Genomic DNA, 16,332 nt, shown 5'->3' on the forward strand with positions numbered 1-16,332 from the left:
GAGAGTAAAACACTGCTATGATTCTTATCGATTCCCTTTTGGATCTCTTTTTGGAGACCCGAAAGCACTCTGAGGATATCTGTCAACCTTTGGAAATTGAAGATTATGTCGTCCAGCCCGTGGTAGATGTAAGTCCACCCAAATGGCATTTAGGCCACACTACCTGGTTCTTTGAGGAATTTATCCTGAAACCACATGCAACCAATTACACCTTATTCGATGAAGACTTCTCTTTTGTCTTTAACAGTTACTATGAAACCGTTGGAAAACGAGTGGTACGTTCGGATAGAGGTAATTTGTCCAGACCATCCGTAAAAAAGGTCTATGAGTACCGAAATTATGTTACAGCGGGAATCAAAAAGTTTTTTGAAACCAATCAGACCGATGAGATCAATTCGCTATTGGAAATTGGAATTCACCATGAAAAACAACACCAAGAGTTGTTGTTGACCGATATTAAGTTCATCTTGGGCAACAATCCTTTATTGCCTGTATATTCCAACACCTTTAATGACCATCCTGTAGAAACCCATCAACAGGACTGGATTTCCGTAGAAGATGGCATCTACGAGATAGGGCATAATTCTGATGATTTCTGTTATGACAACGAATTGGGCAGGCATAAGGTATATCTGCCCGCATATGAAATTTCCAATAAATTGGTCACTAACGAAGAATACATCGAGTTTATAAAGGCTGGTGGCTACCAACGTTTTGATATTTGGCATGCCGAAGGATGGGATTGGGTGAATCAAAACAAAGTTTCTTCACCATTATATTGGCATTCTATTGATGGGGAATGGCACAATTACACGGCACAAGGTCTTCAAAAAATACAAAAAGAAGCCCCGTTGACGCATATTTCCTATTTTGAAGCTTTTGCCTATGCGCAATGGAAAGGATATCGTATCCCTACAGAATTTGAATGGGAGGCGGCCCAGTCATTTTTTCCATGGGGCAAACGCTGGGAGTGGACCGAAAGCGCCTATCTGCCCTATCCCAAGTACCAAAAAGCCGATGGAGCGCTCGGTGAATACAACGGGAAGTTTATGGTGAGCCAAAAAGTACTCAGAGGAGGTTCCGTGGCAACACCTAAAAAACATACAAGACACACCTATAGAAATTTTTTCCACCCCCAATTAAGATGGCAGTTTACCGGTTTAAGGTTGGCCAAATAATCACGACATACTATTTATGCAAGACAACGAAGCCACTACGTTTACCTCAGCTTTTGAGCAAGAGGTCTATGAAGGTCTAACGGCCTATCCTAAATATTTATCTTCCAAGTATTTTTATGATGAAGTGGGCGATAAGCTGTTTCAAGATATTATGGCAATGCCCGAGTATTATCTAACCGATTGTGAGTTTACTATTCTGGAAGAGAACAAAGCTAAGATTGCGGAGCTTTTCAGTAAAAACGAAGAACCCTTTAGCTTATTTGAACTTGGGGCCGGTGATGGAAAAAAGACAAAAATACTGCTGCGCCATTTTATTGAAAAAAATATTCCTTTTGACTATAGGCCTATTGATATTAGCCAGAATGCACTGGACCAATTGGAAGAATCATTAAAAGAAGAAATTCCGCAGGTTGAAATAAACACGTTACAGGGTACTTATTTTGATACGCTTCGGGATATTGGAAACGCCAACGGACGAAAGAAAATCATCCTTTTTCTGGGCTCTAACATTGGGAATCTATTACATCCCCAAGCCGTTGAATTCTTGAAAAATATGAGAGATTCCATAAATGAAGGAGATTTGATATTTATGGGATTTGACCAAAAGAAAAATCCACAGAGCATACTTGATGCCTACAATGACAAAACAGGTATTACCGAAGCTTTTAATAAGAACATTCTAGCCCGTATCAATAAAGAAATGGGGGCAAATTTTGATTTGGACAAGTTTTTACATTGGGAAGTTTATGACCCAGAAACAGGAACCGCCAAAAGTTACCTGGTATCAAAAGAAGAACAGGAGGTCTTCATTGAAAGTTTAGCGTTGAAAATCCGTCTTAAACCTTGGGAAACCATTCATACGGAAATTTCACAAAAATATGATGATGCTGTAGTAGCGTGGTTGGCCAGAAAAGCGAGCCTTAAAATACTAACAGAATTCACCGATTCTGAAAAAAACTACAAGAACTACGTGTTTAAAAAATAATCTATGAAAGCAATTTGGAACAATACAGTTATAGCTGAAAGTAATGATACTGTTGTTATTGAAAACAATCACTACTTTCCCGAAGAAAGCATTAAAAAAGAGTTTTTTAAGCCCAGCGATACGCACACCACGTGCCCGTGGAAAGGTGTTGCCTCTTATTACACAATAACCGTGGAGGGAAAGGAAAACACAGACGCTGCGTGGTACTATCCAGAGACAAGTGAGCTCGCTAAGTCCATAAAAGGAAAAGTGGCCTTTTGGAAAGGAGTTACCATTGAAGCTTAGTGCTTCAATGGCAACCCTATTATTTTATACTTCTAGAACCGCATTTTCTGCTCCAGCATAATCGTTCCACTGGAAACGGTCTGCTTCGGAGTCGTTCACATATGCTCCATCTACCAAGTATCTAAACTCATAGGTATTTTCTTTTGGAAGCTCGAAGGTACCTTTAAAGGTACCGTTTTTTAATTTTCTTAAGGTGCTTCCTTTAGGGTTCCAATTATTGAAATCTCCAACAACTGCAACTTTTTTTGCTTCTTCGGCGGGCACTGTAAATGTGACTTTGCAGACCGGCTTGCTTTTAAGGTACTGTTTTTTTATTGCCATGGCGTTTTTAGTTTTTTTATTATAATTAAGCGCAAAACAATACATAAAACTCCTTATTTACAATAAGTTAAAGTCGATTTATCATATTGATAAAATGTACCTAACTATAAGATTACTTTTACAAAAGTAACAGATGATTTTTCAAAAAAATGATTTTTAACACTTACGATTTAAGTATATCCATAATGACATCTATCTCATTTTCGGTGTTATAGAAGTGAAAACTTAAACGAATTCCATTTCCACGTAATGCACAGACTACATTTTCTTGTTTCAACTTCTCAAAAAGCTCCCTATCGCCTTTTATATTGAAAATAGTACTGTGTTGATTTCTATTCACAACGCGTTCCTCCAGCAATCCCAATGATGAAAATTCCGATTTAGCTTTTAGGGACAGCTTTTCCAACTGGGCCGTAATATGTTCCATACCAATATTCGTCAAAAAGTTGAGGGAAAATTGAAGGCTACCAAAATTAAGGGTGTCCAAGTGCCCTGGTTCCAAATGCTTACAAAAAGAAATATCTGTTTTCTTGTCCGTATCCCAATCCGCAGAACCGTAACCGATACTTTTAAAGCTGAAGTGCGGCTTTACTTCATCCTTTATCAAAACAAAACCATTACCATAACCCGATAAAAGCCATTTATACGTACTTGTCACCAAAATATCGATTCCCGAATCCTGAAAATCGAATTCTTGTGTGCCACAGAATTGAGTACCATCGACCAGTATCAAAAGGTCTTGAAACTCTTTTTTCAGTTTTTTCAAAAAGTCAAGGTCTATCTTAATACCATTTACCCATTGTACCAGGCTCAATGCCAGAACATCGATTGTTCCTGTTTTCACCTTTTCATAAATACTATCTTCCAGGTGTTCGTCAATATCAATGGTCTCAATAGTAAAATCCCTAGTTTCGAACGGCCAGTGTAGGGATGGATAATCCTCCTTCAGCAGAAGAACATTCTTTTCTTCCCGTAGTCCATCCAATACCATATTCAATCCCAACGTAAAATTTGGCACTAAAGCAATATTTTCTGGTTTGCAATGAAAAAACCCGCCCACAGTTTTCCTCACCTCGGACATCACCTCAAAACTTTTCATTTTCATATTGCTGCCACCTATTAGATAATCAAGGTCGTGCTCTTGACGCCATTCCATTAAATCTTCATACAACAATCCTGTTGCAGCGGTATTGGCATAGATACATTGGTTTAAGACGGGAAATTTTTTTCTTAGATTTTGCATTACTACTATTTTGAGCCCATTTGGATTATATTTGTTTATAAAGATAGCCATTCAATGTTATCAAGAAAGAAGCGGAAAGATACAGTTGATTTAGAACAGCATGAATTTCTGGAATATGCTCAAAAACGTGTACGACAAAAAAAGCGACTGTTCTCACATTTTGTTATTTTCCTTATCGGGTGTGTGTTTTTGGTTATTGCCAATAAAGCACTTAACTATGGTGACCCCTATGATTGGTCTATCTGGGCTATACTTTTATGGGCGTTTTTGTTCGCCATTCATGCATTCAATGTTTTTGTCACACATAAGTTCATGGGGCAAAACTGGGAGCGAAAGCAACGGGAAAAATTAGTTGCGAAACAAAAGCAACGTATCGCTGAAATTCAAAAAGAAATAGAAACCGATTTTCCGCTATCCAAAATCAATAAAAAAAAAGACCTTTGAAGCAATTGACGATTATTGCAGCCACTGGAGAAAACAATGCCCTGGGAATAAACAACGACCTCCCTTGGCATTTACCAGATGATTTTAAGCGATTTAAAGCCTTGACCACAGGACATAAAATCATCATGGGGCGTAAAACTCTGGAAAGTTTTCCCAAAGCTTTACCAAACAGGGAACATATCGTAATTACAAGGGATAAAACTTATGTTCCTAAATTCCCATGCACATTAGTACACTCCATTACCGATGCCATTGCATTGACAGCTAATACACAACAAGCATTTATCATAGGGGGCGGTGAAATCTATAAGCAAGCTATGGAATTTGCGACAACTATTGAATTGACACGAATCCATGCGTCTTTTGAGGCAGACACTTTCTTTCCGGAAATTGATGAAAGTATTTGGGCTCTCGTCAAAAAGGAACATCACCCAAAGGATGAGAAGCACAATTACGAGTTTACCTATTTGACCTATAGTAGGCGACAGGTTTAAAAATCTTTAAACGCTACGGTAACATTATCACCATTTACAAGGTTTTGAAGCACCTCAACATTTGAATTGGAATAAAAGAAATGTTGTACTATTTCCTTTTCTTTAACCAGTAATTGGTTTTGGGCTAAAATAGCTTTTGTCTGTCTTGCAACGGCCTCTCTCGAATCTATGATATGAACGCCATCAGGAAAAAAATCTTGTAATAATGGTACCAAATAAGGGTAATGGGTACAGCCCAAAACAAGACAATCAATATTCTTTTGAAGCATTGGGTCTATATATTTTCTCAATAGCGCTCTGGTTTTTTTAGAATTGACTTCACCGGTCTCAATTAACTCAACCAAACCCGTACCTTCTTGTTCAATTATTGCAATTCCTTCAGCAAATAGCTTTGATGTATTGTGAAATAAACTGCTTGCAAGCGTTCCCTTTGTTGCCAAAACACCAACTTTTTTAGTCCTTGTTTGAAGAGCAGCAGGCTTAATTGCGGGTTCTATTCCTATAAACGGCACATGGTAATTCTCCCTTAAATACTCGATAGCATTTGTGGTTGCAGTATTACAGGCTACTACAATTAATTTGCAATCCTCTTCTAGGAGAAGTTCTGTATTCTTAATGCACAATTCTACTATCTCTTCTTTTGATTTTGTTCCGTAAGGTGCATTTTTACTGTCTGCCAAGTACACCGTACGTTCATATGGAAGAAGCTTGTTTAGTTCCCTCCAGATAGAGGTACCTCCTACTCCTGAATCAAAAAAACCTATAGGTTTAAGCATGGTCAAATATATGCTTTAGCTATTGAAACAAAAAAACCGCTTCTTCAATGAAAAAGCGGTTCTCATATTTTATATTCAAAAATTTAGAAGCCTAATTCTTGCTTAACTGCTGGAAGTAAATCTTGCCCTTTAGCAACTATTAAGCTTAAGCCCGGACTGGCATCAATGACGTAATCGAAACCTTGTGCCGCAGCAACTTTTTCGATAGCTTGTTTCGCCTTTTCAGAAATGGGAGCGAACAATTCCTGTTGCTTCTTTTGCATTTCTTGAACAGCTGCCTGCTCAGCTTCCTGTATGTTTTTCTCAAATCCCTGAAGCTCTACTGCCCTTTTCTGATTTTCTTCTTCAGATTTGGAAGTGGCCTCATTGGAATATTGCGTATATTTATTTTTAAGCTCAGTCATAGAGCTCTCTATATCTGCCTTGTACGTTTCCTGTAATTTTTTAAGCTCAGCTTGAGCAGCTTTCATCTCTGGCATTTCCGATAGCAATTGCTGCACATTTATATGTGCTGTCTTGCTTTGCGCATTTACAAAACCAGTAGCTGCAACAAATAAAACAATGGCTACAGCAATCTTCTTTACATTTTTCATGATTCTAAGTTACTATTTGAGTATTAATTAATTTTTATTGTTCAATCGAATCCTTTGGTTGTTCTTGCGCTTTTTTTCGTTCTTCCAATTTGGCTTTTCTTTTGGCCTCACGCTCTTCCAATAATTTTTTTCTTCTTTCCTCGTACGCTTTTTTACGTTCCTCCCTCAATTTCAACTGCTCGGCCCTTCTATCTTCTGCCGCTTTGGCTTTCTCTCCCTGTGCTTGTTCGGCTTTTGCCTGACGCTCTTTTAAAGCTTCACTAATTTCCTTATCCTCTGCAGCTTCCTCATCCCTAAATTTATCCAACCGGTTTTTTTCCTTCTCTTTCCTATTGGATTTACTGACCTTTCTTGTTCTACCTATCTCCCTTAAGACCAAGTCACTGATATCGTGTCTTTTTTCGGAATACAACATTACGACATCTGCGGATTTATCGAAAATAAAATCGTATCTTTTATTTCCACCTATTTTTTGGACTTCATTAAAAACCTGATCTTGAATCGGCTGAATTAAAAGTTGCTTTTGTAAAACCAAGTCTCCTTGAGGACCAAAACGATTTTGTTGGTAATCCAACATTTCCGTTTCCAAAACCTGAATTTCCTCTTCACGTTCTGCAATCAATTCGTCTGTTAGAAGGACTTTTTCAGCCATTAAATCCTTCTTCATTTGTTCTACAACACTTTGTTTTAGCTCAATTTCCTGTTTCCATTTCTGAGCTTTTGTGTTTAGTTGCTCAGTCGCATCCCTGTATTCTTCAACATTTTCCAAGATATATTCCATATCCACATAACCAATACGTACTCCTCGTTGAGCAAATCCATGCAAGGACATCATAAAAACTAATAATGGCAAAAGAACTTTGGTATTCATTTTTGATTCCGTTTTGTTACATAGAAAATATCGTGCCAAAATAACTAAATAATTTAAAATGAGTTACTTAGAAGCTACAAAAAATTATATTTTCTTTAGGTTAAAACTGCTGCCCAATGATGAAGTGTGTTTCCCAGCCGTTTGGACCGACCGAAGTTGGGTTTGCGTCTGAATCGAAGCCATACCCAAAATCAATGCCCAAAAGACCAAATGCCGGCATAAAAATACGCACCCCCACTCCGGCAGATCTTTTTAATTCAAACGGATTAAAATCAGTAAAATTGTTAAAGGCGTTACCTGCTTCCAAAAACGAAAGGGCATAAATAGATGCCGATGGTTTTAAAGTAAGTGGATAGCGCAATTCCATGGAGAACTTATTGTAGATAGTACCACCATCCCTTTGCTGGGCACCTGTAATAGGATTAGTACTAAATGGCGTTAAAGAACTATTCTCATACCCCCTTAACTGGATAATATCCCTACCATCTAAAGTAAAGTTCCCTAGACCGTCTCCACCTACAAAGAACCTTTCAAAGGGCACATCTCCAATATCGTTGTTATAGCTTCCTAAGAAGCCAAACTCCGCGTTGGTACGCAATACCAATTTATCGACCAATCTTGTATACCAATCTCCTTTAAACTTTATCTTATAAAATTCCAACAGTTTAAAACGCTCTTCTTCTAACCTTTCCAATTCCTCACTACGTTCTGCAAATTCAATTTGATCTTCTACTGAACCTGGGTTTTGGCCAATTTCAAAAAGTCTTTCGGTAGCTTCATCAATATCGTTTCTAATTCCTTTAAAATCCTTACCACTGAACAGCGAATACGGCGGTGTAAATTTTGCAGTAAGTTCAAAGTTTGAGCCCGATAACGGGAAAATTCGATTTGGCCCCTGAGAACTTCTAGAGATTCCCAGTGTATAACTTAAAGAATTTGAGCTACCATTACCAAAATTGAACAGACCGTTATTAAAGTCGTCAAATTGATAAAGCTGATAACTTAATGAATGTGAAATGGTGAAAAAATCATCTGGCCATTGCACTCTTTTGGCAAGACCTGTGGAGATACCAGTAATTGAAAAACCTCTGTCAGGATCACGATCAATTCTACCACGACTATCAAAAGAAGTTGCAAACTGCTGGGTTCTTGATAGTGAAAGGTTAAACCTTACGGGTTTTTTCCCTCCTAACCATGGTTCCGAAAAATTCAAACTATAAACACGGAAAGTTCTACTGGCCTGCAATCTCAATGCCATGGTTTGTCCATCTCCCATAGGGACAGGTTTATACGCTTCTCCGTTAAAAAGATTACGCAAGGAGAAGTTGTTGAACGATAGACCTAGCGTACCGATAAATCCGCCACCACCAATACCACCTTGTAGCTCTATCTGACTAGACCCTGCTTCTACCAAACTATATGCAATATCTACAGTACCGGCATTAGGGTCCGGATTTACAATGTCCGGTACAATCTGTTCCGCATCAAAAAAGCCTAATTGACCAAGTTCCCTAATACTACGTACTATATTGTCTTTACTATATTTTTGACCTGGCCTAGTACGCAGTTCCCTAAAGATTACATGGTCATTGGTCTTATCGTTTCCAGATACTGTAACATGGTTCAGGAACGTCTCTTTACCTTCTATTATCCTTATCTCAAAATTTATGGTATCATTTACCGCAGATACTTCTACAGGGTTAATACTTGAGAAAAGGTAGCCGTTATTTTGATACAAGTTCGTAAGATCTTGTCCGTCTGGTTTAGAATCATCGGCAATTCGTTTTTTGAGTAGTACACCATTATAGGTAGCTCCTTTTCGAATACCCAATATTTGACTTAACTGTCTATCTGTATAAACCGAGTTTCCAACAAAATTGATATCACCGAAGTAATATTTATCGCCTTCTTCAACAGTTATTTTTAAATCGATGTTCTTGTCATTTACCTTAACAAAGGTATCCGATAAAACCCTAGCATCCCTGTACCCTCTTTCGGCATAGGCATCGACCAAACTGGAAAGGTCTTCTTTATAGTCGTCCTGGATGTATTTAGATTTTTTCCAAAAACGATAGATTTTTTTCTTTTTGGTTTTCTTTAAAGACTTTGCCAGCCTTTTATCAGAAAGCTTTTCATTGCCCTCAAACTCTATTTTTCTAATTTTTACTTTATCTCCCTTTTTTACATTCACCACCATACTTTGCGTATTGGTTCCAGTAGTATCGGCGGCAGTAGCTATGGTTACTTTAGCGTTGAGAAAGCCTTGCTTTTTATATTTGTTCTGTAGATAGTTTTTGGTATTGGCAATTAAACTTTCGGTTATTTTTTTTCCTTTTTTAAGATCGGTATCGTTGATGATATCCTCTACCTTTCGCTTTTTAACGCCAAATATCGTTACCTTGGACAGTGTTGGGCGTTCTGTAATATTTAGTTCCAGAAATATTTTATCGCCTTCGATTTTGGTATAGTACATGTCCACATTACTGAACAATTCCAAGCTCCATAGCTTTTTTATGACCGCACTTATTTCATCACCGGGAATCGTTATAGGTTGTCCTACACGTAAGCCCGTGTAAGTAACAACAGTCTGTTCATTATAGCTTTGAAGTCCAGTTACCGATAATCCTCCTAAGATATACTTTTTCCCGTCCTCAAAAGATGTCTCTTGGGAGAAACTCTGGGTAGTAAAAAGAAGTAGGAGTAGTAGTTTTAGGAATAGTTTAATAGGATTTTGGTTATCCTTAATTGAGTTGTTCGCTAGTTTTTCCAAATCGTCGTTCTCTATTTTGGTAACTTAATATTGCCTCTACCAAATGATGCTCTCTAAAATCAGGCCAAAATACGTCAATAAAATATAATTCGGCGTATGCAATCTGCCAAAGCAAAAAATTGCTTATCCTATGTTCTCCACTGGTACGGATAAGCAAGTCTACGTCTGGCAAAAAATGCGTGTAAAGATGAGTATTTATAACGGCTTCATCAATATTATCAGATGAAATTATATTATTTTTAACTTTGATAGCAATCTCTTTTACAGCAAGTTTGATTTCTTCCCTAGAACCATAGCTCAAAGCCAAAGTAAGAGTCATCCCTGTATTTTTACTTGTTTTTGAAATAACTTCCGCCAGTTCTTTTTGAGCTTTTGAAGGCAAGGAATCTATATTGCCGATCGCACTTAATCTTATATTGTTTTCATTAAGGGTCTTCAGTTCTTTCCGTAGTGACGAGACCAAAAGCTTCATTAATGTCTCTACTTCAATTTTGGGACGCTTCCAATTTTCGGTGGAAAATGCATATAAGGTCAGGAACTGGATTTGTAGCTTCGCACAGTTTTCGACCGTTTTTCTCACGGCTTCCACGCCATTCTGATGTCCAAAAACCCTAAGTTTTCCACGTTGCTTCGCCCATCTGCCGTTACCATCCATGATAACTGCAACGTGCTTTGGAAGTTTATCTGCGTTTACGTCTTTTAAGGTGTGCATTTATTCAAAACAATCCTGGCAAGGTTTACGCCCAAAGGTATACGTTAATGTAATACCTGAGAAGACATACCAGTCATCGCTCAAAATATTCCCAAATCTAAACTGTTCGAAATTGGAGCCTTCAGGATTGCTTCCGTCCAAATTGTCCGTAAACGTATACCTTGCTCCAATCTCAGCACCAAGAATCAAGAATTGGTTTAACCGATACTTCGCCCCCACCGTCATTGGAATTGCAAAACTACCTTCTTTTTGGGGAATATCCTGCACTTGATTGGCATCAAAATAATTAAAATCATACCTAAAGTACGTAACACCCGTGTAAAGATAGGGTGTAAAGGCAGGTCCGAGCTTATGAAGATTGTACTCTACAAAGTTAAATTCTATCCCCGCTGAAGCTTCCAGAACAGAATTATCGATAACATATCCACGTTGTTCTCTTGAAGATTTGCTCGATTTTGAATCGTCCGCAGTAAAACTTCCGTATGTTAAACTTCCGCGCCACGCATATCTTTTACTCTTGTTCCATTTAAAAATACCACCGAAAGCAGGTCCCGAAGGCAATATGTAATTTGTTCTCCCTACATCACCGATTACATTGGCACCACCAGCAAAAACACCAATCTCATAAGTTTGAGCATTGACCTTGAACACAAAGCACAATAAAATAGCCAAAACTATTCGCATACTATCTATTAATTATACATATTAGGGTAAAGGAAGGTCTATAGGGTCCGATGTTATAAAAGTTCTCTTTTGTTAAACAGATTTTAGCCTCTTTTATTGTTTTTGAAAGGGTCAATTACGTTTATCTTGACCCCAAAGCAATTTGTTCCGAAGTGTTTTTAAAAAACTTTCCGATTTGTATTCAATCATTTTAATGGTAAAACCTGATTTTTGTACTCTAATTTCCTTTCCATTGGGTATACTTGCTATTCTAGAATCCAAAGAGACCAAATGATGTTCTTCCCTACCGGATACCTTTAACCTAATCTCAGTATCGTCTGAAATAACCAAGGGGCGAGCATTGAGATTATGGGGCGCAATAGGGGTTAAAACCAATGATTTTGCAGAGGGCTCAATAACAGGGCCACCACAACTTAAGGAGTAGCCAGTAGAACCAGTAGGAGTCGATATTATTAATCCATCTGCCCAATACGATGTTAAATATTCATCGTTCAAATAGGTTTCCACAGTTATCATGGAGGTAGTATCCTTGCGACTGACCGTAATTTCGTTCAAGGCAAAATTAAGGTCTCTAAATTCAGTCAAACCTGAGCTTAGTGCAACCTCTATTAAGCTTCGTTCTTCGATTTTGTAATGATCCGCAACAAATTCCTTGATCACTTTTCGAACATCTTCCTTTTTAAATGTCGATAAAAACCCTAATCTTCCTGTATTGACACCAACAATGGGAATCCCTAAATCCTTCACATAGGTAACGGCCCTTAGCATGGTACCATCGCCACCAAAACTCACGAACATATCAAAGGAGTCATCTAAACCCAAGGTTTGCGTGAATGTCCCATAGTTTGATTCTAGATGATGCTCAGCAACCAATTGGCTAAACTCCTCTTCAATGTAAACGGAGGATTCTATTCCCTTGAGCTCATCCAAAAGCTCCATAACACAGGTCTTGTCCTGTTCATGAAAGGTCTGACCGTAGATAGCAACTTTCATGTTATACGTTAAGGTATTTCTCTAGATAATCGGAGCGTTGTTTTAAATCCTCAAGGAATTGATCATCACTGTTACCAAAAATTATGGTGTAGTTGTAACGCCTAAAGGTTTGGGCTACTTCATTTAGGTTTAAAGTCCCTACTTTTAAAGTAATCTGCACCACATCATTCTGTGAATCTGTAATAAATGCACCCAATAAACGGGCATTATTGCTTTCAACTATTTGAGCTATCTCGCTAAACGAGTAATCCTTTATTCCTGTCGAGACAACTAAAATTCCACCGGGCTCCCTAAAAAAGGGAGTATCTATAAAGACCGAAACAATATCTTCCAAGTCGTAATAGCCAATAATAATATTATCGTCATCCAATACGGGAAGGACATTAGCCTCATTTCTTGAAAACAATTCCAAAAGATCCAACCAAGCTGTTTGCTTTGTGGCAAAAAAAGTTTCCAGCTCAACCCTAAACTCTTCAATTTTTTTATCTGGCTGAAAGCATGCCAGATCATTATCGGACAATACGCCAAGATAAACTCCATTCTCGGTAACCGCTACATGGGAAAATGTAGTTTCTTCAAAAAATTGAATGACCTCTTCCAAAGTCTCGGTGACTTCAAAAATGGGTATTGTCGTGATTATTTGATCTTGAATCTGCATTATGCTGGTATTATGTGCAAAATAGTAATTTAAAATCGCAAAAGGTATGCCTAATTCTTATTTTTGATGTTCAAAAATTTGCATTCATGACAAAATTAAGCGTTAACATTAACAAACTGGCAACGCTGCGAAATTCAAGGGGAGGCAATATGCCAAATCTGACAAAATCCGCAACAGACATTGAATCCTTTGGTGCACAAGGTATAACAATACATCCAAGACCAGATGAAAGACACATTCGGTATCAAGATGCATACGATTTAAAGGAAATAGTCACTACGGAATTCAATATTGAAGGAAATCCCATCCCCAAGTTTATAGATATGGTATTGACCATAAAGCCCACTCAGGTAACCTTGGTGCCAGACGCGGAAGATGCAATAACGTCCAACGCGGGTTGGGACACTATAAAACATAAAGATTTTTTGATTGAAGTCATCAAAACTTTCAAGGAGAATGGAATCCGGACTTCCATTTTTGTAGACCCTGATTCGGATATGGTCGAAGGAGCCTATAAAGTTGGAACCGATAGAATTGAACTGTACACCGAGAGTTTTGCAAAAGATTTTTCTGAAGGAAAAAAAACAGAAAGCATTCAATCTTTTATCGCTGCAGCAGAAAAAGCAAACAAGTTAGGATTGGGCATTAACGCAGGACATGATTTGAATCTGGACAACATCAAGTTTTTTAAAGAACATATCCCAAATTTGTTGGAAGTATCCATTGGTCATGCGCTTATGTGTGAATCGCTTTATCTGGGGATGGAAAATGTCGTGAATATGTACCTACACCGATTAAAGTAATGGAACTGCTACATTCAAAGATACTGGGAGAAGGAAAACCTTTATTGATTCTACATGGTTTTTTGGGGATGTCCGATAATTGGAAAACGCTAGGAAATCAATATGCTGAAAATGGCTACCAAGTCCATCTTATAGACCAACGAAATCATGGAAAAAGCTTCCACTCCATTCATTTTGATTATGATGTGATGAGTGAAGATTTGGTAAGTTACATGAATCATTTTCAGATTGACCAGGCTGATTTTATAGGACATTCCATGGGCGGAAAAACAGCCATGCAACTCGCAACGTCCAAACCAAAATTTGTATCAAAACTGATTGTTGCCGACATTTCGCCAAAATACTACCCTCCGCATCACCAACCTATTCTTGATGCATTACAAGAATTGGACTTTAATGAAATAACAAGCAGAAAAGAAGCGGACGAAGTGCTTTCCAAAAACATAACAGATTTTGGAACCCGACAATTTCTATTAAAGAACCTTTACTGGGTAGCACAAAAAAAACTTGGACTTCGCTTTAATATGGAAGTCCTAAAAGATAAAATGGACGAAATCGGGGAAAATATCAGTTCTACAGCCAATTATGAAGGTCCTACCCTATTTCTCCGCGGAGATCGTTCCGAATATATTCAGGCTAGTGACTTTCCAGAAATTAAAAAACACTTTCCAAATGCTTTAATTGAAATGGTTGAAAATGCAGGTCACTGGCTACATGCAGAAAATCCAAAACAGTTTTTTCAATTTACGGTCAAGTTTCTAAATTCATAAAAAATGACCATTTTTATTATGCATGCATAATTTTTTTGCCCATTTAATTGGCTGTATAACAAATTTAATATAGATTTGGTTAATTCTGGTTTAACCATAATTTAACATAAGTTAACTCTAACAGCTACTTAACATGAAAAAAATTTATGCCTTATTCCCTCTATTAGGTTTGTTCCTAATCGCATGTAGCGATGATGATACTACCCCTCCTGATGTTACACCCCCAGTAGACCCCGTGGTCTATACATCGGGAACAGCTGACTTTTCTAATTATGTTGCAGTAGGAAATTCACTGACAGCAGGTTTTTCGGATAATGCTTTGTTCAGGGCAGGTCAAGAAGCTTCGTTCCCAAATATGCTTGCTACGAATTTTGCCTTAGCAGGTGGCGGTGCTTTCGAAATACCATTTATGGCAGACAATCTTGGTGGTGCAACGATAAACGGCTCCCCAGAAATTCCCAACAGGTTCATTTTACTTTTTACGGCGGATGGTCCTGTACCCACAGTAAAAGCTGGTGTAGGAACTACCGAAATAACGGATAAATTATCAGGCACATTTAATAATATGGGAGTTCCAGGCTCTAAAAGTTACGAATTATTGGCCTCAGGATATGGTAGCTTAGCTGGATTGGCTATGGGTGCAGCGAATCCTTATTTCGTACGCTTTTCTTCTGGTGAAGCCGCTACGGTTATTGGTGATGCTGCCGATCAAAACCCAAGTTTTTTCTCTCTGTGGACAGGTTCCAATGATATTCTTTTGTATGCAACCAGTGGTGGCACAGGCACTTTTCAAGATGACCCCATGGTTAGCCCTGCGGATTATGCTAGAAACGATATTACCAATCCTACAGTTTTTGCAGGTGCAATAAATGGAGCATTGCAGGCGTTGACTGCTGGCGGTGCAGATGGAGTAATCGCCAATTTGCCCAATGTGACCGACATACCGTTTTTTACAACAGTCCCTTTCGCTCCTTTAGACCCTACCAATCCCGCATTTGGAGCACAAATTCCTGCGCTTAATGCCCAATTCGCTGGATTAAATTTGGTTTTCCAAGCACTAATGGTTCCCGAAAGACAGTTTATTTTTTCAGAAACCGCTGCCAGTCCGGTAATCATAAAAGATGAAAATCTTCCTAATTTATCTGCTCAAATAACTGGAGCTTTGATTATGAACGGTGTCGATGAAGCAACGGCAGGTTTAACTGGTCTTTTGTATGGACAGGCCAGACCTGCAAATGAAGACGATTTATTGATCTTGCCTAGTAGACAGATAATTGCCGAACCCAATGAAGCTGCTATTGCCATGTTGACAGGCATGAATGTTCCCGAAGAAACAGCCGCTCAATTGGCCGTAAATGGAGTTACATTCCCACTTGAAGATCAATGGGTTCTCACACCAGAAGAACAAGCAGAGGTAGAAACTGCTTTAACGGCATATAACCAAACTATAGAGACGCTTGCCACACAATACGACTTGGCCCTAGTCGATGTAAACTCTCTTTTGACAGAGTTGCGTGCTAGTGGTCTCACCCAGTCAGATGGTTCTGTGGTCACTTCCACTTTTGGAACTGGTGGTGGATTCTCGTTGGACGGGGTACATCCTTCGCCAAGAGGATATGCGATTATAGCAAATGCTTTTGTAGCTGCCATAAACGAAAAATTTGGCTCTAACCTTCCAGGTGTAAATCCATTGGATTTTACAGGACTCTATATTGACTAGATACAATTTTATTTAAGTATATTGAAAGCACC

General features: G+C 38.3%; 18 protein-coding genes. 8 read left to right on the forward strand and 10 right to left on the reverse strand.

The window, feature by feature from the left end; genetic code table 11:
• The first annotated feature begins 17 nt into the window (after positions 1 to 17).
• Genes egtB through LV716_RS03680 form a run of 3 tightly spaced genes read left to right on the forward strand, consistent with a single transcriptional unit; the run spans position 18 to position 2,448 of the window.
• Entirely contained in the window at positions 18 to 1,178 is a 1,161-nt protein-coding gene (gene egtB, locus LV716_RS03670) for an ergothioneine biosynthesis protein EgtB (RefSeq protein ID WP_163416436.1), read from the forward strand.
• A 16-nt stretch (positions 1,179 to 1,194) separates the two neighbouring features.
• Positions 1,195 to 2,163 (forward strand): L-histidine N(alpha)-methyltransferase, encoded by a 969-nt coding sequence (locus LV716_RS03675; RefSeq protein WP_163416437.1) that lies wholly within the window; start codon positions 1,195 to 1,197, stop codon positions 2,161 to 2,163.
• Positions 2,164 to 2,166: 3 nt separating this feature from the next.
• Positions 2,167 to 2,448 carry a DUF427 domain-containing protein gene (locus tag LV716_RS03680; RefSeq protein ID WP_163416438.1) on the forward strand — a complete coding sequence of 94 codons (282 nt, stop codon included), beginning with the start codon at positions 2,167 to 2,169 and terminating at the stop codon, positions 2,446 to 2,448.
• 24 nt (positions 2,449 to 2,472) lie between these two features.
• Here the strand turns inward: LV716_RS03680 and LV716_RS03685 are convergent, their stop codons facing one another.
• Positions 2,473 to 2,769: an isoamylase early set domain-containing protein gene (locus tag LV716_RS03685; RefSeq protein WP_163416439.1), complete on the reverse strand. Its 297-nt coding sequence runs from the start codon at positions 2,767 to 2,769 to the stop codon at positions 2,473 to 2,475.
• A gap of 163 nt (positions 2,770 to 2,932) precedes the next feature.
• A complete protein-coding gene (locus LV716_RS03690; protein WP_163416440.1) occupies positions 2,933 to 4,012 on the reverse strand; it encodes an aminotransferase class V-fold PLP-dependent enzyme in 1,080 nt (359 codons plus the stop codon).
• A 54-nt stretch (positions 4,013 to 4,066) separates the two neighbouring features.
• On the opposite strand from LV716_RS03690, the gene LV716_RS03695 reads away from it, so the two are divergent.
• Positions 4,067 to 4,456, forward strand: a complete 390-nt coding sequence (locus LV716_RS03695) for a 2TM domain-containing protein (protein WP_163416441.1) — start codon at positions 4,067 to 4,069, stop codon at positions 4,454 to 4,456.
• Complete coding sequence (locus tag LV716_RS03700; protein ID WP_163416442.1) at positions 4,453 to 4,950, forward strand: dihydrofolate reductase; 498 nt, start codon at positions 4,453 to 4,455, stop codon at positions 4,948 to 4,950. The genes LV716_RS03695 and LV716_RS03700 overlap by 4 nt, the downstream gene beginning before the upstream one ends.
• Here the strand turns inward: LV716_RS03700 and murI are convergent.
• The 8 genes from murI to LV716_RS03740 form a co-directional block, all read right to left on the reverse strand.
• Positions 4,947 to 5,726 carry a glutamate racemase gene (gene murI, locus LV716_RS03705; protein WP_163416443.1) on the reverse strand — a complete coding sequence of 260 codons (780 nt, stop codon included), beginning with the start codon at positions 5,724 to 5,726 and terminating at the stop codon, positions 4,947 to 4,949. The genes LV716_RS03700 and murI overlap by 4 nt on opposite strands.
• Before the next feature lie 83 nt (positions 5,727 to 5,809).
• Positions 5,810 to 6,319, reverse strand: coding sequence for an OmpH family outer membrane protein (locus tag LV716_RS03710; protein WP_163416444.1), 510 nt, complete (start codon positions 6,317 to 6,319; stop codon positions 5,810 to 5,812).
• Positions 6,320 to 6,353: 34 nt separating this feature from the next.
• Positions 6,354 to 7,190, reverse strand: a complete 837-nt coding sequence (locus LV716_RS03715) for an OmpH family outer membrane protein (RefSeq protein WP_163416445.1) — start codon at positions 7,188 to 7,190, stop codon at positions 6,354 to 6,356.
• Positions 7,191 to 7,290: 100 nt separating this feature from the next.
• Positions 7,291 to 9,960 (reverse strand): POTRA domain-containing protein, encoded by a 2,670-nt coding sequence (locus LV716_RS03720; RefSeq protein WP_163416446.1) that lies wholly within the window; start codon positions 9,958 to 9,960, stop codon positions 7,291 to 7,293.
• The gene (locus tag LV716_RS03725; protein WP_163416447.1) at positions 9,932 to 10,672 is read right to left on the reverse strand and encodes an isoprenyl transferase; all 741 of its coding nucleotides are present in this window, start codon (positions 10,670 to 10,672) and stop codon (positions 9,932 to 9,934) included. Before LV716_RS03725 ends, LV716_RS03720 begins: the two co-directional genes overlap by 29 nt.
• Positions 10,673 to 11,356: a DUF6089 family protein gene (locus tag LV716_RS03730; protein WP_163416448.1), complete on the reverse strand. Its 684-nt coding sequence runs from the start codon at positions 11,354 to 11,356 to the stop codon at positions 10,673 to 10,675. It lies immediately after the preceding gene.
• Between the two features lie 111 nt (positions 11,357 to 11,467).
• Positions 11,468 to 12,349, reverse strand: coding sequence for an NAD kinase (locus LV716_RS03735; RefSeq protein ID WP_163416449.1), 882 nt, complete (start codon positions 12,347 to 12,349; stop codon positions 11,468 to 11,470).
• Position 12,350: 1 nt separating this feature from the next.
• Positions 12,351 to 13,007: a CBS domain-containing protein gene (locus tag LV716_RS03740; RefSeq protein WP_163416450.1), complete on the reverse strand. Its 657-nt coding sequence runs from the start codon at positions 13,005 to 13,007 to the stop codon at positions 12,351 to 12,353.
• Positions 13,008 to 13,093: 86 nt separating this feature from the next.
• On the opposite strand from LV716_RS03740, the gene LV716_RS03745 reads away from it, so the two are divergent.
• The 3 genes from LV716_RS03745 (at position 13,094) to LV716_RS03755 (ending at position 16,300) form a co-directional block, all read left to right on the forward strand.
• Positions 13,094 to 13,810 carry a pyridoxine 5'-phosphate synthase gene (locus LV716_RS03745; RefSeq protein ID WP_163416451.1) on the forward strand — a complete coding sequence of 239 codons (717 nt, stop codon included), beginning with the start codon at positions 13,094 to 13,096 and terminating at the stop codon, positions 13,808 to 13,810.
• Positions 13,810 to 14,580, forward strand: coding sequence for an alpha/beta fold hydrolase (locus LV716_RS03750; protein ID WP_163416452.1), 771 nt, complete (start codon positions 13,810 to 13,812; stop codon positions 14,578 to 14,580). The genes LV716_RS03745 and LV716_RS03750 overlap by 1 nt, the downstream gene beginning before the upstream one ends.
• A gap of 133 nt (positions 14,581 to 14,713) precedes the next feature.
• A complete protein-coding gene (locus LV716_RS03755; protein WP_163416453.1) occupies positions 14,714 to 16,300 on the forward strand; it encodes a G-D-S-L family lipolytic protein in 1,587 nt (528 codons plus the stop codon).
• Positions 16,301 to 16,332: the final 32 nt, after the last annotated feature.

The organism is Flagellimonas sp. HMM57, from assembly GCF_021390175.1.
Classification (GTDB): Bacteria; Bacteroidota; Bacteroidia; order Flavobacteriales; family Flavobacteriaceae; genus Flagellimonas.

What these genes read in the sequence shown, in the direction of transcription:
- LV716_RS03710 (WP_163416444.1), bottom strand. Translation starts at nt 6,319, where the DNA reads ATGAAAAATGTAAAGAAGATTGCTGTAGCCATTGTTTTATTTGTTGCA.
- LV716_RS03740 (WP_163416450.1), bottom strand. Translation starts at nt 13,007, where the DNA reads ATGCAGATTCAAGATCAAATAATCACGACAATACCCATTTTTGAAGTC.
- LV716_RS03675 (WP_163416437.1), top strand. Translation starts at nt 1,195, where the DNA reads ATGCAAGACAACGAAGCCACTACGTTTACCTCAGCTTTTGAGCAAGAG.
- LV716_RS03690 (WP_163416440.1), bottom strand. Translation starts at nt 4,012, where the DNA reads ATGCAAAATCTAAGAAAAAAATTTCCCGTCTTAAACCAATGTATCTAT.
- murI (WP_163416443.1), bottom strand. Translation starts at nt 5,726, where the DNA reads ATGCTTAAACCTATAGGTTTTTTTGATTCAGGAGTAGGAGGTACCTCT.
- LV716_RS03715 (WP_163416445.1), bottom strand. Translation starts at nt 7,190, where the DNA reads ATGAATACCAAAGTTCTTTTGCCATTATTAGTTTTTATGATGTCCTTG.
- LV716_RS03680 (WP_163416438.1), top strand. Translation starts at nt 2,167, where the DNA reads ATGAAAGCAATTTGGAACAATACAGTTATAGCTGAAAGTAATGATACT.
- LV716_RS03685 (WP_163416439.1), bottom strand. Translation starts at nt 2,769, where the DNA reads ATGGCAATAAAAAAACAGTACCTTAAAAGCAAGCCGGTCTGCAAAGTC.
- egtB (WP_163416436.1), top strand. Translation starts at nt 18, where the DNA reads ATGATTCTTATCGATTCCCTTTTGGATCTCTTTTTGGAGACCCGAAAG.
- LV716_RS03735 (WP_163416449.1), bottom strand. Translation starts at nt 12,349, where the DNA reads ATGAAAGTTGCTATCTACGGTCAGACCTTTCATGAACAGGACAAGACC.
- LV716_RS03730 (WP_163416448.1), bottom strand. Translation starts at nt 11,356, where the DNA reads ATGCGAATAGTTTTGGCTATTTTATTGTGCTTTGTGTTCAAGGTCAAT.
- LV716_RS03755 (WP_163416453.1), top strand. Translation starts at nt 14,714, where the DNA reads ATGAAAAAAATTTATGCCTTATTCCCTCTATTAGGTTTGTTCCTAATC.
- LV716_RS03725 (WP_163416447.1), bottom strand. Translation starts at nt 10,672, where the DNA reads ATGCACACCTTAAAAGACGTAAACGCAGATAAACTTCCAAAGCACGTT.
- LV716_RS03750 (WP_163416452.1), top strand. Translation starts at nt 13,810, where the DNA reads ATGGAACTGCTACATTCAAAGATACTGGGAGAAGGAAAACCTTTATTG.
- LV716_RS03745 (WP_163416451.1), top strand. Translation starts at nt 13,094, where the DNA reads ATGACAAAATTAAGCGTTAACATTAACAAACTGGCAACGCTGCGAAAT.
- LV716_RS03695 (WP_163416441.1), top strand. Translation starts at nt 4,067, where the DNA reads ATGTTATCAAGAAAGAAGCGGAAAGATACAGTTGATTTAGAACAGCAT.